Raw genomic sequence first — 14,696 nt, forward strand, 5'->3', positions numbered from 1 at the left:
TTAACTCATTGAAATAAATGGAAAGACAATGTTTATTGATAATGGCTGCAACAACTGAAGTTACAGCGTATCGTCGGTGAGGGTCCATAATCCTACATAAAAAAGTGATTGTAATTCGCATATTAAACGAAAAGAGAGAGTTGTAAAGTATTAGTAATTAACATAATTAGTACGGATACTTAAGCTCTAATATTAAAAAATCATAGCTTAAGTGTATGAGTAGCGAAGACTACTTAGGTCATCAGTTGTACGGAACACTTACGTTTTTACCTTAATTAAGCACACTAAGATTAACAAAAATTTAAGAAAAACACCTAAATTTTAATGAAGCTCTAGTTGATTAGAATAAAACCAAAAGGCATAGTGCGCACATAGATTTTAACCGTTATCACATTGAAGTGAATTTTTGCAAAGTGTCCTTATCCGATCTCCAATAACAGTGGCACTGAGTGAATGATCCATTTTGTGAGAGTGTAAAAATGCTATACATAAAAATTTTGGGCAATGGATGCACAAAATGCACAAGTACAGCAGCGTTAATCACTACTATAGCGACTAATCGTGGCATCAGTATTAACTTGATTATGGAATCAAATCCAGAAGTGATGATGGACTATAGAGTGGTGAGCTCACCAGCGGTTGTTATTAACGAAAAATTAATGCATTGGGGCTCTACTCCCCAACCATACATGGTTGAATCATGGCTAAACATTTTGCGCTGAATTGTTGCATTATCACTGCTCAATAAATCAACCGATTACTTTCTTGTTTTACCGTCACCTCAGATCCCAATTAACATTCTATACATATAGAAAACAAAGAAAAATCACACATTATTATTTGTTGATTTGTTACCTTATTTTTCCCAAATAGCTGTAAGCACAACAATACTCATTAACAAAGGCCGGTCAAATATTCAAGCTTGATACGACGAGTCTACTGGTTTCAATTAAGAATGGGGCAGAAGTGCTTTACCCAAAGCTAACGCCAAATACTAGATTTTGCTCCCGAGAATCACTTCAAAGTCTGATCAACTGTAACGGTTTATGCAATCCCTGATAGTCAGGCCTTACTTTTTGGTAGTCATTACTTTATGTATCTCAAATTATCAGACAACAAATGGCTGAACTTCAAGCTGTGGTAAACTTTGTGGCAATAGCTTTTTAGCTAAACGAACAGCAGAAGGGTTAGTTAAAATTGGCATTGTTGCACCTGTAACCTTCTAAAACAGGGATATTTTATTAGAGCCCTCAGGGATACTTCTTGTTAAATACAGAGGCGGCGAGTCACTGGGGAAACAATGACAATTGATGTGTCACAACAACTGACGACAACTTTACCTTGCTTTTAGGCAAAAAGAAAAGCCCGCGGCTGCGGGCTTTGAATCACTTAAAATCAACGGAATACAAGGACTGACTTAACGATACGTCAGCGTCGTGGTATCCGTTAACTTGTCGTTATCTTTAACGGTCAGTTCAACAGTGTGTTGTCCACGGCGGGCAAGGCGGAGTACCACTTGACCGTTAGCGCGGGTGCCATTGTCGAACGTCCACTTATGTTGCTTGATCACGCCATCGGTATCATAGCTAGTCGAGATAAACATATCGACGAACAGTAAATTGATACGCTGAATTTGCGCAACGGGTGGTTGTTTCACGTTGTCAGCAACCACTGTCACCATTTGCGACGTGCTATGGGTTAGGCCGTCATTATCAGTCACAGTTAGCGTAACCTGATACTCGCCGCTTTGGTTGTAACTGTGAGTCACTACCTCACCCACTGCGGCAGTGTTATCACCAAAGCTCCACTCGGCTGATACGATTTGTCCGTCGCTGTCGGTTGAAGTGGATGTCAGTTGCACTGCAGCGCCATTCACCACTTGAGTGAAACTGGCCACTGGCGCGACTTTTTCCGCTTCAAGTAAGAGTGAAATCACCACAGGATCGTGATCCGATGAGCGGTAAGCATCACTTGCGAATAAGTCTTGGATTTGAGCGGGCGTCTTAAACTCTTCGTTGTAATCCAAAACGCGTGGTTCGTCGGTATTGATATGCCACTGCGTCACATCCACCACTTTATCCACCAGGGCAGCGTTTGCTAAAGCATGGTCCAACTGACCCGATTCAGCCGAGAACACATAGGAATAAGGATTTGGCTTTTCAAGTTTGGCAAACAGCTCACTAAAGCCTGCATTACCTAAAGCAGTTAATGGATCTTCCTTCGCATAGGCGTTCAAATCACCAATCAGCAATACGCCTTGATCTGGATATTGCTCGCTAATCCATTGACCTGCAGCCGTCGCCGCACGGGTACGAGTGATATTACAGTTGCCTTGACCGTCGTTAAGATCAGGTTCGCCCGCACATTCACTGCCTTTAGATTTAAGGTGATTAACCGCAACAACCACACCTTCTTCACTGCCGTTCACGCTAAAGGCTTGCGTCAGCATTGGACGGTTTTTGCTATCGTCAAACAGGGGCTGTTGATCGCTATCTAATGGCGAATTTGCACTAGATAGAATACGTGCAGCGCCCTGCGGCGTGACTTTATCACTGCGATAAATCAAGCCGACTGTAATGGCATCGGTGCCAATCGCATTCATGCCTGTTGGCGCGATATAAACGTACCGCGCTTCACCCACTGCGGCATTCAAACCTGCGACTAAATCGGCAATGGCTGAATTAGCGCCAAAGCCATCATTTTCAATTTCCATCAAACCGAATACGTCGGCACTAATGCCCACCATGGCGCTGACAATCTTCGCTTTTTGACGCTCAAATTCGCTCAACGTATTGGCACCACGGGCGGTTGGGAAACCTGCACCTTGGCCATCACCATTGAAGTAGTTAAGCACGTTAAAGCTAGCGACTTTTAGATTACCGCCATCATTCAATGTGGGGGCGACAGGACGTGGGTTTTCCGCCACAAAGTTCACCGTCTCGATTGGCATAATGCGATACAAATTAAAGCCATAGTGCATTACACCCGTAAGCGATGTGGCTTTGTCGCCTACACGCACTGTGTTTGATGCGCTCAAACCAGGAGCGGGGAATTGCACAGGATCAGGATTCTGCGCCGTTAAACCGTCATCCAGTAAAATACTGTCACGTTGGTTGGCTGCACTCACCGCTAGCGCATCCGCGCCCGGTGCAGCCACCTGCGTACCAATAAAGTGGCGCTGACTGCCTAATGAAATCTCGCCATAACGACCGAGGTTATAGACTTCATTCACCACTAAATCTTGGCTAAAACGAACACGCATGCCCTCAAAGGGCTCAAAATCATTACTGCTGTTAACTGGTAAGGCCACTAGCGCGGCCGTTGGTAACGTTTGTCCTGTAGCACACAACTTGTGTTCTGATAAAGTCGTTAGTTCAGTTAAGCCTTGATATTCAGTGACTTTGGCTTTTAAACGAATACGATCGCCTGCCACATAAGCTGTGGGCGCAGTGCCGGTATATACAAACACACCTTCAGAGGTTTGGGGATCGCTATCGGCTTCGTTATCAGCCATTTGCACGAAAATGCCCTTAAGACCAGCTTCTTGATTACTGACGACAACCGCCTCAACCACTAAAATTTGACCATTGAGAGGGCTGGCAGCGCCCGCGCCTTGAAGCGCATGAATTGCTGTGGCTTCTTCGCCGCACACTAAAGAGCTTGGTGGAGGGTCGACGGGATCGGTTGGCGTACCCGCACTGAATTTACCAAGATCAGAAACATCATCCTTCGCAAAACCTAGCCAAGTGCTAAAGCTTACTGCATCGGTACTGATAGGATCGGCAATCAGCAGATCAGGATTACGGCGCAGGGTATTATCTTGAGTGGAGAGATCACCACTGCCCCACTCGGCGCCGGGATCAACACCGACTTGGCCTAAACTATCAATGACTTGATTTTGATAGGTCAGTTCAATCGCATCGTCACCGTTAAAGAAGCTGGCGCTACTCTGTTGATTTGTGACCGCAAGGATATCGGCAGAAGAGTCATTATCGGCAACCACATAAGTCGCCCCCGCCGCTAAAGAGCCAGTGAGCGTAATGGTCGTGCCGACGTTTGTGCTGCCATTAAAATAGAAGCGCAATTGGTATTGGCTTAAATCAATAGCGCCCGCGGTTGGGTTATACAGTTCGATAGCTTTATTATTGCTGCTGCCTTCGACGTATTCAGAAATGATCAAATTATCCGCGCCATGGGCAAGCCCACAAACGCTGCTGATGGCTAACGCCAGCACAGTTTTAGTGTTAAACATTGAGACCCCTAAATGTATTGTTTTAATATTTGGTATTTAATTGATGCGCTTAGATACTTCGAGGTGATGTCACCTCGAAGACTGACGATACTATAGGCGGTCAAGGTTACAAATTAGTTGCATCAAAGTTGCAACTTAAGGTGGATATTATTCGTGCGATTTAGCGATCAGAACTAGGAAGAAAGCAGTACGGGAGATGCTGGCCGCACTACACAGTGCGGCCAGAGATAAATCGAGGTTCATCAAGTAAGCAGAACAAATGGATGACAATCCTGACACAGGGTTATAAGGGCTGAAGCTTTTCATCGAGTAAACTGACGAGCAGTAACTCACCTTGCAAATTCACTCTAAACTCACCGTATTTTGCTGCACTAAAATGATCGGCTTGTCCTTCTTCAAAGAAAAAACTGTTCGATGCGAGCTTAATTTGATTACCACGAACACGAAACTGCACTCGTAGTTGATCTTTACCGAGTGCTTGGTCGGTATAAAAGTCGACAAAACGCGCCACTTTTTGCCCATCGACAGCCAGCAATAACTGCCCCTGCATTTGTTGCGGCGCTAAGGCGCTACGCACATCGCGCGCAATTGCATATTCAAGCGCCATGTAATCACCCTGCATTAATGAGCGCGGATCGACCGGTGCTAATGCAAAACGCACCACTTGACCGTGATTAAGCAGTTGTTCGAATTTGAAAATTCGCCAATTCACGCCAGCGAGAATCGCCACTGTTGTGAACAGTACGAGCCCAAGCGCCCATTTATGTGAAGCCGACAGTTTGCCCATCACATTGCCCATTACACAGTCTCCTTGGCATTTTCATTGGCAGGAAATAACCGCCACATCACTAACCTTGTCACCAACAGCAAGGCGCCTAAGCCCATCAAATAACCAGATTTAAGTAACAGAGTCGTTTCTAGGGAATAATAATACCCGCTGACAAATAACAGCGCCGACACCATTCCCATACCTTTCAACCAAGACTCGTTGCAATAATGGCCAAGCAAGATCAATAGAATAGCTGTTGATAAACCCTGCATAGGTAAGGATAAACCGCTAACGATGACTAAACCGATAACACACCCTAGCGCCGCTGGTGAGCTTAGTGATTGATGGCGCTCGCGCAAGATTGTCACCAATAAAAATCCGCAAATAGCGAAAATAATCAACAGATGAGTCAGTGTCAGCCACAGGCTTTGCTGCCAAGGGCTAAATAAGGCTTCAAAAATACTGTCCATACTAAAAGCGTGCATCAACTGCAACGAAAGCAACGCGAGTGCGAAACCATAGATGAGCATCCGAGCCCTGCGATAATGACGCCCGAACTGATTGATATTTAATAACACTAGACTAATGACTACGGCAAAAAGGCTTGGGCTAAAATTGAGCAGTTCAAATTTTGCCATCAGGCCAATCACGCACCAACTTAAGCAAAAAGCGAATACAAACTGGGCTAGCCCGTGGGCAATCAAGCCCCACAGTACCAATGTAATACCCGCCATACAGAGATACCATGTGAGGCTAAAATCATTGTTAATTAAATCAAATAATCCCCATGCCACACTGATCAAACCACTCAAACAGGCGGCAAAAGCAAATTGTTCAATAAAAATCTGTTGCCGCGGTAAAAAATACAGCCCAATCCCCAAGGCTAAATAGGTTAAGCCGATAAATAAAATGACATCTTCTTCAACATGCTCAAAAATGGCACCAAACACTGCCATCATGAAACTCAATAAAAACAACGCCGCTATCCAAGCAGCAAACGCCTGCATAGTGGCAATATACCAAGGGATATCATGGTCTTCTGGCATTTGAGCTGCACTAACATTGCCTTCGGCATACAAAGCTTGCCAGTGTTTGATTAGACTTAATTCACTCGAAGCGTCGATTGACGTAACACTATCAGTGCAGGGTCGAGTGATCATTTCGCTATCCTGTAAACCATTATTGTTGCTCATGAACATCTCCCACGCCCACGCTCCCTTGGGTGGCGATTCTTACAAACTGTGGTTTAAGTTTCCGGCTTAGCTCCCTCAACCAAATACTCAAACCTGTGCTTGCCAAAATGATATAAAGCCCAATAAACAAAAATCCACCTATGGGGTCATTATCCTCAAACATCAGCTTTATCAGTAACGCGGCGCCTACGGCAATCAGGCTAAAACCGCCCAAGGCCAAGGGATATATGCGTGGTAATCTATAACGAAAAATAACGAATCCGAATATCAGATGGGCAAAATAACCACAGAAGATCCCAGTGCTGAAGCTATCACGTTCAAGGAAATCGTCGAAAATAAGCCAAGTGATTAACCAAGTAAAACAGCCCATAGCAAACAATGAACAGGCATATTCAAGGATTGGCGCATGCCAGCGCCCCGCGACTTTGTGGTCTAAAAGTACAAAAGCATAATAGATAACTAAATTCAAACAGATAAAGATCAGCAATTGTCCTTGAGCGCCCCAAAATAATCCCCAGAAATGGGAAAAGGAATCCAGAAATATCCCTATGCTGAGGTTTAACAATCCCACCAGCAACAGCCACAAACCATCAAATCCCGCCACCCAAGCAAAGGGTAAGATAACGAATGCCCATAGCGCGAATAACTGCCAAGGATCGGCGCCCGTTTGATAGGTTTGCCCAACTAACGCTAATAAGCCACCAACTAACACACTTGCGGCCAGTAGCACGCCATTGGCGCTCGTCGCACCAAAAGTGCTATCTTTACGATAAGAACTAACAGGGGAATAAATGTTGGCACGATAATAGAGCCAAGCAAATGCGCTGATAGCGAGTATTATCGCCACTTCAATCAGTCCAAATTTGGCAAATCGCCCCAAAGATTGCCAATTATAGGCAAAGAAAAAAATCACCCCACAGGCAAAACTTAACGCACCAAACCAGAGTAATAAATGAGCAATTAAGCGACGCCAACTCGACCCATCCGGCAAGACTGTCACCTGTCGATAAAGCTTATTCGCCTGCTCTTGCGTGATATGTCCCTGTTCAACCCAACCACACACTTGAGATTTTATCTTGCTCAATGTGAAATCTCCCTCATCCTGTTTGCGCTAGCTTACTATGACAGATTTAAAATTCGCACTTTATCGACAGCATTGAACAAATTAAATTGTGTATACTTGTAAAAAATCATTCATGCTAAAAATAACAAGGGGTGACTATGATATTGAGCCAGTTGTGTCGTCTACTCTTTTGTTTAGCCTTAAGCATTAGCGCATTTACCGCGGCTATCGCCCAAGATAAAGTTCAGTCGCCAGCGATTCCCGAGTCAATTCCGACAATTCATGTCGGTGGTTATCAATTTGCTCCCTATGTCCATCAACAACAAGACGGCCGTTACACAGGTCTCACACTCGATATCATTAATGCATTAAATCAAGTACAACAAGAAGTGGTCTTTAAATTTGCCGTCACCAGTATTGAGCACAGATATAAAGCCTATTCCTTAGGTCGATTCGACATGATGCTCTTTGAGAATCCCGCTTGGGGATGGCAAAAAATAGCGACTCAGTTTATTCCACTACATATGATAGATGGTGAAGTCTTTATTGCACTTAAAACTAAAGCTCATAACCAAAGCTATTTCAAAAACTTAACCAACAAGTCAATTGCGTTTATCAAAGGATATCACTACCAGTTTGCCCACTTTGAAACCGATGCGAACACGCTGGCAAAACAATTTCGCCCCTTGTTCGTCAGTCACAATAACGCCTCTATCGAAAGCATTCTGCGTGAACGCGCCGACATAGCACCCGTGACTAACTCTTACTTACAATATTATTTAAAGGTTCATCCAGAAGAGAGGAAATTACTTTTAATATCAGATGAATGGGACCAAAAATACGCTAATGGTATTTTACTCAACCCCAGTTCACAGCTCGATAGCAAAAGGCTCTCACACTGGATTGAACTGCTCATCAATAATGGTAAACTCGCTGAACTCGCCGCCCAATACGGTATTCAATTAACCCCATAATTCACTGTTTGTTTTTCAAACTCTTACGCTTCAATCGCGATGATTTATCAAGTTCTCATGAGCAATTTACGCGGCAGACAAGAGTGGCCCTAACATAGCCAAAATACCAATGAGTAAGAAAATCAGCGCTTGCACTATGATCATCTGGCCACTATTTGGTGGACTCAGAGTGGCAATGTAAAACTGCCAAATCGCAAAGATCCCATAGTTCATCCCGAGGAATAACAACAGGCTAAAGGCATACATCCCAGGGATCACCTTTAGTGCACAGGCTAAAAGTGCAGCCGTTGAAACCACAAAAAATACCGATTGGCAGTGAAATAAGCACAGTAGCATTTGCTTGCTTTGCTGTGACACATTCGCCTTCAAGAGTGGTGCTAATAAAACCCGCTTACCATAGATTAAATGGTACCCACAGACTCCAGCACTCAAAACAGTCGCTGCCATTATTGTTAATACCATAGTGCTCCTATTTAGTACTCATATTTGATTATCTTTGAATATCGTAAACTGAACTAAGAATTTAAAACTGAGGAGAATTTAAACCGAAGGCTTAAATACTTGACCATGTAACTAAGACCCTAAAAACTGCGGTTGAGTTTCAGCCGAGCTAAAATAAGCAACTTGGTTCTCAGCCCCTAAACCAAACGGGGCTAAAATCTATGGGGAAACCGACTCAATATGAATGACCCCATCAGCTCCTTAGTGCTTGTACTTTAAAGCAAAAAAGGAGCCATCAGGCTCCTTCTCTTCACAATCCGTAAACGATTACCCTGACTAAAACCTACGATTACATCGTCGCCATAGTCCAATAATTTAAGCGCTTTTGTGGATCGGCTAACAGGTTTTTACATTCTTCTTTATATTTACCCATTAACGCACCTAAGTTGCTTGACCCCCCTAAGCTTTCGATTTGACGGGCTTTAGCATCGGCAACCGCTTGAGTGACCTCTGCTTCAGAGCTGTATTTCTTAGCTAAATTCTCAGACTCAATTTTAGAACTTTTTAAACGCTCACCCACGGCCTGCATTTGCGGTGCATTCATCGCGCCAATGGCTTCTGAGCTAATTTGATAGTAAGCGGCACATTCAATGGCTTCTTTACTAAACGCTTTTTCTGCTTCATCAGCCCAAACTGCAGTACTGGCACTTAAGACTAAACCACCTAATACTAACGTTTTTACCTGAGTTAACATGTTATTTTTCCTTTTAATCGCCATAAATAAACCTACTCAAGCCCTCGGTGGAGCTCAAGTTCGTAGATATAAAAATCTTGGTTACGCACAAACCCTAAACCTTCATACAAGCCCTGCGCACGCTGGTTTTTTTGCTGTGTTTCTAACATCAAATAACTCATATTGTGCGCTTTGGCATAACTGGCGGCCTGTAGCACTAACGCCCGCCCAATACCGACACATCGGGCATGTTGAGTCACATACACATCATTGAGGATCAACATAGGGGCCAAACGTAACGATGAAAAACTGGGATACATTTGAACAAAACCTAATCCAAGCCCTTGATTATCTTTAGCAATAAATATCACCGATGAGCCATCTGACACTCTTGAATGAATAAACTGCTCCGCAGCCGCGAGATCATCCCTACGCCCATAAAACTGTCGGTACTCATTGAATAACACTGCAACCTCATGGACATGAGTCACATCTACTCGAGTTATGATGCTTGCCATGGGCTTTTCCTATTTATCATTAGAGTGTTAGCGGTCGTTGTCGCAATCGAAATTGCAGACTGTTTTTCACCGTTGGCCACTCGGTATCAATAATGGAATACACCACGGTATCGCGGATAGTGCCGTCCTTAAGAATCTTATGATTTCGCAATACACCATCTTGCTTAGCGCCCAGTCTTGCAATAGCTTGTCTCGAAGCTTGGTTATGCCAATGAGTACGAAACTCAACGGCAATGGCGTCTAAGGTTTCAAAAGCAAAGGTCAATAACAGCAGTTTAGCTTCAGTATTAATCCCAGTGCGCTGGGCACGTTTAGCATACCAAGTGTAACCAATCTCAAGACGGCGATTATCAGACTCCCAGTTGCAAATTCGCGTGCATCCGACGATTTCCCCTGACACTCTATCCCGCACCGTAAAGGGAAAACTCAGGCCCCGCGCTTTTTCTTCGAGTGCTTTAGCCACATAGAGCTTCATCTCAGTTGGCTCAGGGACACTGGTAAACCATAAACGCCAAAGTTGACCATCTGTAACGGCGAGACTCAATGCCGCCACATGGGACAAAGATAAGGGCTCAAGTACAATATGCTCACCACTTAAACAACCTAAGTTATCTTCACAGCCCACAGTATCGCCTCCGTTAGATGATAGAAAAGTGTGTTGTAGCGCACGTTTTTATCTAGCCTAACATTAAACGAGAATAAAAAAATACCCTATTTTCAGTATGATTGGACAAATTCATTCCATTTTCGGTGGCTTAGATTACCTAAAGCTTAAGAGTGTAAAAAAATTTGAAAAAATGAGTAGAAGGTAGTTTAAACAGGTTGAAATAAATACTGCTGCGGAAGAACACGCCGTGATGGCCAATCAATATCCGAGAAATAGCCAATGACATTGCGCAGTCGCGATAAGTGATTGGTGATTGGTGATTGGTGATGACTATGACCAAAAGCGACAATCAAGAGCAAAACACCTAAACCTGTGGGCAGTATTTAGGCGTTTGTTATCAGGTGAAGTTAAAAGCTAAAGTTAAAAGCCATGCACGCTGTTACTGACCCTAAACCAGCCCGCAATGCTATTACGCTGGGCCAAGGTTTTGGTCACTTCATGGGGAAAACGCTCACTGAGGAAAATCACAAAATGGCCCATTTTAGGTGCGATACGTTCAATCTCAATGTCAGCTTCATCATAGATAATCAACTCACCACAATCTGCCGCTTTCCAATCAGGATTTAAGAAAAACACTGTGGTTAAAATACGATTTTGGCTGCCCTTAAGTGCATCAACATGTTTTTTATAAAAGGCCCCAGGCTGATATACCGCATAGTGGCTTTCATAATCGAATAAGCCCATAAACAAGCGACGATTCAAGCCATTTTTGAGTTGTGTCATCAACTCAAGATACTGGGCATCGGGCTCATTTTGCTCTTCTAGCCACTGTATTCTGTCACGGCGAATGTCTGGATTTAAGTGCTGTTCAGAACCTCGACCGATAGAGGCAGCTTTTAATTCATATATTTCAGTTGATTGAATTTTTTCCAATAGTACTTGGCTAATACAGGAAGGAACTAAGTCAGATAAAAAGATATAGCCTTTGTCTACCAAGGCATCAGCGATCACGTCCAGCATTGCTTCACTTAATTGCGAAACCATTATGCTACATCCAAAAAAGGGCTACGCTTTTGCTGTACTCAAGGGCTCAAGGAGGGATTAAGTGAGCCTGATTTTCGAGGGGCGTCGATAAGAGATATGATTGCCATATCTCAACGATAAATTTTGCGAAATTCTAGAATAAAGAAGACGGAATTACAATAAAATAAAAACCTATATAAACAACACGTTAACGTTAACCAAACAGTTCAACAGGCGCATCATGATCACTAAGCTGCAAACAACGCTCAAAGTGTAATCCAAGTTTGTTCAGCAAAGCTTTTGAAGCACTATTATGACTGCTAACAATCGCGACAATACGCTCAATACCTAAACTTTTACCTAAGTCAAAAGCGGCTTTAGCCGCTTCGAATGCATAGCCCTTGCCCCAATATTGCGGCAAAAAAGCATAGCCTATATCGACATTATCCAGTGTCGGCCGTTTGATTAAACCGCAGATGCCAATAGTGAATCCATTCTCGGCGAGCACTACAGCATAAAAACCAAAACCGCACTCGGCATAACTTTTCATCGGTCCATTGACGATATAATCCTTAGCCTGCACAAGTGTGCGTACTCCTCTATCCCCGATATTCTCTATAAAACCTTGGCTATTGAGCAAGACTAACATAAAAGAAGCGTCGGCTGGGGTTAACTGCCGCAGGATGAGTCTAGGAGTACGCGCAACTTGCATAGAATTTCTCCACTAAAAAAAGAGGCGGATTTATAAATAACGGACGTGCTGACTGCTGTCCTTTTGCGGTTTCTTGGGAGCGGTAACGGCTGGCGTCCCCACATACAAAAAGCCGACAATTTGATCGTGTGGCTCAAGACCTAAAGCAATATTCACATTCGCATCAAAGGCAAAATCCCCTGTACGCCACACTGCACCTAAACCTAAGGCAAAGGCAGCCTGCTGCATCGCCATGGTCGCACAACCCGCTGCAATGAGCTGTTCAAGTACGGGGACCTTGGAATGTTGCTGCGTTTTCGCCACGACAGTAATCACCATAGGCGCGCGCATTGGCATGCCCTTAGCTTTATTGACAAAATCCTCATCGGCGCCGCTCGCTTTCGCTGCCTCAACAAAGATATCTGCCAAGGTATCTAACCCTTTTCCTACGGCAATAATAAATTCCCATGGCGCTAAAGCGCCATGATCTGGCACACGAATGGCAGCATCTAAGATGATTTTTAATTGACTCGCATCTGGAGCAGGAGCAGTTAATCGTGGGGTTGATTGGCGAGTGAGTAAAAGTTCAATAGCGTCCAAGTTCTTATCCTAGTTCGATATAAATTGCGCTCAAGCATAGCAAATTGCTGACAAAGAGGCATAAAAAAATCCCACCGCTTGAGTGGGATTTAACTTGTTGAGTGCACTTAACAATCGAGTGGGCTTCAAAATTAAATGCGCTTGAAAATCCGATGCAGTTAACAATTGGGCCCGCTTGAGAAAGACTTACTTAATCCCACAGCGCTTAGCGATGAAATAATCTAGGCTAGTGTAACGACCACCGCCTAAGGTAAAAAGCGCCAGCAACATAATAAAATAGGTGATCGCAAACTCAATCCCATTATTAAGCACAGCAAAATTACCTGAACTGGTCAGCCAGTCATAGTTACCATGCTCCTGCAATAACTCTTTGGCTTTTATCAGTTTATCCCCTGCCTCAAGCACTCTGTCATTCGCAAGCCAAGAACTACCATCGGCAATCGCTAACCAACCATTTGGCCAATGCACAGTCAATGCAGCCACCAACATAGTGACCATCAAAGGGATAGAAATCAGTCGCGTCGCGAGCCCAAGCAGTAATAAGATAGCGCCAAAGAACTCGGTTCCCGCCGCCAATCCTGCCATTACCGCCGGCATTGGCAGACCTAAGCCCCAATCGGGATTGGCAAACCAAGCAACCGTATCTTCAAAGTGAGCGAGCTTGTTATAGCCTGCTTGCATTAACACAGGTGCAAGGTAAATCCTAAGGGCTAATGGCGCTAAGCCTTCGAAATAGCGGCTCATATTGAGCAGTTTCTGATAAAGGGATACGAGTGGCATAAGGTCTCTATTTAGTCGTTAGTAGGCTGATTTATTGGCTTGCAGGAATAGACCCTAGCAAGGCAATAAATCTTTCATGGCCTAGGCTTCTTTTTCAATCGCTTCCTGATTCAGTTCCTTGAGATCTTGAATGAGTCCACCTAACTTTTTATAAAAATGCTTAGACTGCTGCTCCGATAAGCTCGCATTCATCGCCAACAGCAAAGTCCCAAATGCCTCAGTATTTTTACGTAAAAACACTTTATGTTGCTCTGACTTAAGCTCATCTGGCTGCGTCATCAGCAAGGTTAAACGCTCGGTTAATAATGCTTTATCAGCGCGCTGACCCAGTGCAACCTCAAACTGGCGTAACCATTCGTGCCTGTACTCAAGCCACATATCTAAGGTAGATAAACGCTGTTGATTATATTGGTGAATAAGTACTTTTTGCTCCGCAGTTACACTTCCAAGCCAATCATCAAATTGGGTTTGAAGGTTTTCATCGGCATCTTTTTGTAACTGTTCAGGGGTTTTACCCGCAAATTCTTTAACGAGCTCCTGCTCTTCCTCCCGTAATTTTGTGAGGATCTGCTTCACCTGTTCATCGGACAAAGACATTATGATAGGTAGAAGCTCGGGCAAGGCGAACTCAAACAATCGAAACCAATGCCGCTTAGCAATATTCACATGATCTGCCCATAGCACTGGCGTTAACGTATTGGTTTTTATGAGGCTTTCGACTTCGGTCAATTGCACCACATAATGAGCTAACTCTTTGGATTGATGCCAAATGACAAATTTTTCAATGAGGGCATCGAATGCCTTTTGCTGAGATTTATCTAAGGTAACATAATCCTCTTGCTCCCAGCCGATGGCCCAGTCGAGGAAATGGTAACTGAATTTAGTGGAGCAGGCGCTTAAGCCTAAGAGACACACAAGTAGCATCACGCCTTTTTTCATACTGAATAATCCATCCTAGAATTGTTGCTAATAAGACGCTTGAGACTATATAAAGTTGCTTTTTATATCAAACAAGTTTGTCTAATAAAGGTTTTCAGTATGTTCTACCCACA

The 14,696-nt window shown here is 43.8% G+C and carries 15 protein-coding genes; 2 read left to right on the forward strand and 13 right to left on the reverse strand.

Features of this window, described 5'->3' with window-relative positions; translation table 11 throughout:
• Positions 1-479: 479 nt before the first annotated feature.
• Positions 480-722, forward strand: a complete 243-nt coding sequence (locus tag KO537_RS01910) for a thioredoxin family protein (RefSeq protein ID WP_219233771.1) — start codon at positions 480-482, stop codon at positions 720-722.
• Positions 723-1,417: 695 nt separating this feature from the next.
• Here the strand turns inward: KO537_RS01910 and KO537_RS01915 are convergent.
• The 4 genes from KO537_RS01915 to KO537_RS01930 all read right to left on the reverse strand — a co-directional run bounded on the left by KO537_RS01915 (position 1,418) and on the right by KO537_RS01930 (position 7,298).
• Positions 1,418-4,252 carry an ExeM/NucH family extracellular endonuclease gene (locus tag KO537_RS01915; protein WP_219233735.1) on the reverse strand — a complete coding sequence of 945 codons (2,835 nt, stop codon included), beginning with the start codon at positions 4,250-4,252 and terminating at the stop codon, positions 1,418-1,420.
• Between the two features lie 283 nt (positions 4,253-4,535).
• Entirely contained in the window at positions 4,536-5,051 is a 516-nt protein-coding gene (locus KO537_RS01920; protein WP_105252757.1) for a GDYXXLXY domain-containing protein, read from the reverse strand.
• The gene (locus tag KO537_RS01925) at positions 5,051-6,214 is read right to left on the reverse strand and encodes a DUF4401 domain-containing protein (RefSeq protein WP_219233736.1); all 1,164 of its coding nucleotides are present in this window, start codon (positions 6,212-6,214) and stop codon (positions 5,051-5,053) included. The genes KO537_RS01920 and KO537_RS01925 overlap by 1 nt, the downstream gene beginning before the upstream one ends.
• Entirely contained in the window at positions 6,201-7,298 is a 1,098-nt protein-coding gene (locus KO537_RS01930) for a DUF2157 domain-containing protein (protein WP_219233737.1), read from the reverse strand. Before KO537_RS01930 ends, KO537_RS01925 begins: the two co-directional genes overlap by 14 nt.
• Before the next feature lie 137 nt (positions 7,299-7,435).
• Between KO537_RS01930 and KO537_RS01935 the strand changes: the two genes are divergently transcribed.
• Complete coding sequence (locus KO537_RS01935) at positions 7,436-8,251, forward strand: transporter substrate-binding domain-containing protein (RefSeq protein WP_219233738.1); 816 nt, start codon at positions 7,436-7,438, stop codon at positions 8,249-8,251.
• A gap of 66 nt (positions 8,252-8,317) precedes the next feature.
• Here the strand turns inward: KO537_RS01935 and KO537_RS01940 are convergent, their stop codons facing one another.
• The 9 genes from KO537_RS01940 to KO537_RS01980 all read right to left on the reverse strand — a co-directional run bounded on the left by KO537_RS01940 (position 8,318) and on the right by KO537_RS01980 (position 14,583).
• Positions 8,318-8,713 carry a hypothetical protein gene (locus KO537_RS01940; protein WP_105252761.1) on the reverse strand — a complete coding sequence of 132 codons (396 nt, stop codon included), beginning with the start codon at positions 8,711-8,713 and terminating at the stop codon, positions 8,318-8,320.
• A 328-nt stretch (positions 8,714-9,041) separates the two neighbouring features.
• Positions 9,042-9,446, reverse strand: a complete 405-nt coding sequence (locus tag KO537_RS01945) for a hypothetical protein (protein WP_105252762.1) — start codon at positions 9,444-9,446, stop codon at positions 9,042-9,044.
• 32 nt (positions 9,447-9,478) lie between these two features.
• On the reverse strand, positions 9,479-9,943 hold the full coding sequence (locus KO537_RS01950; RefSeq protein ID WP_028760288.1) for a GNAT family N-acetyltransferase: 465 nt from the start codon (positions 9,941-9,943) through the stop codon (positions 9,479-9,481).
• A gap of 19 nt (positions 9,944-9,962) precedes the next feature.
• On the reverse strand, positions 9,963-10,568 hold the full coding sequence (locus KO537_RS01955; RefSeq protein ID WP_219233739.1) for a GNAT family protein: 606 nt from the start codon (positions 10,566-10,568) through the stop codon (positions 9,963-9,965).
• A 402-nt stretch (positions 10,569-10,970) separates the two neighbouring features.
• The gene (locus KO537_RS01960; protein WP_028760290.1) at positions 10,971-11,594 is read right to left on the reverse strand and encodes a 2OG-Fe(II) oxygenase; all 624 of its coding nucleotides are present in this window, start codon (positions 11,592-11,594) and stop codon (positions 10,971-10,973) included.
• 193 nt (positions 11,595-11,787) lie between these two features.
• Positions 11,788-12,285, reverse strand: a complete 498-nt coding sequence (locus KO537_RS01965) for a GNAT family N-acetyltransferase (protein WP_131525839.1) — start codon at positions 12,283-12,285, stop codon at positions 11,788-11,790.
• 30 nt (positions 12,286-12,315) lie between these two features.
• Positions 12,316-12,864: an NAD(P)H nitroreductase gene (locus tag KO537_RS01970; protein WP_219233740.1), complete on the reverse strand. Its 549-nt coding sequence runs from the start codon at positions 12,862-12,864 to the stop codon at positions 12,316-12,318.
• 186 nt (positions 12,865-13,050) lie between these two features.
• Complete coding sequence (locus KO537_RS01975; RefSeq protein ID WP_212599802.1) at positions 13,051-13,644, reverse strand: DoxX family protein; 594 nt, start codon at positions 13,642-13,644, stop codon at positions 13,051-13,053.
• 81 nt (positions 13,645-13,725) lie between these two features.
• On the reverse strand, positions 13,726-14,583 hold the full coding sequence (locus KO537_RS01980; RefSeq protein WP_219233741.1) for a DUF6279 family lipoprotein: 858 nt from the start codon (positions 14,581-14,583) through the stop codon (positions 13,726-13,728).
• Positions 14,584-14,696 lie beyond the last annotated feature (113 nt).

Origin of the sequence: Shewanella sp. NKUCC01_JLK, from assembly GCF_019345615.1 — a bacterium.
Classification (GTDB): Bacteria; Pseudomonadota; Gammaproteobacteria; order Enterobacterales; family Shewanellaceae; genus Shewanella; species Shewanella oncorhynchi.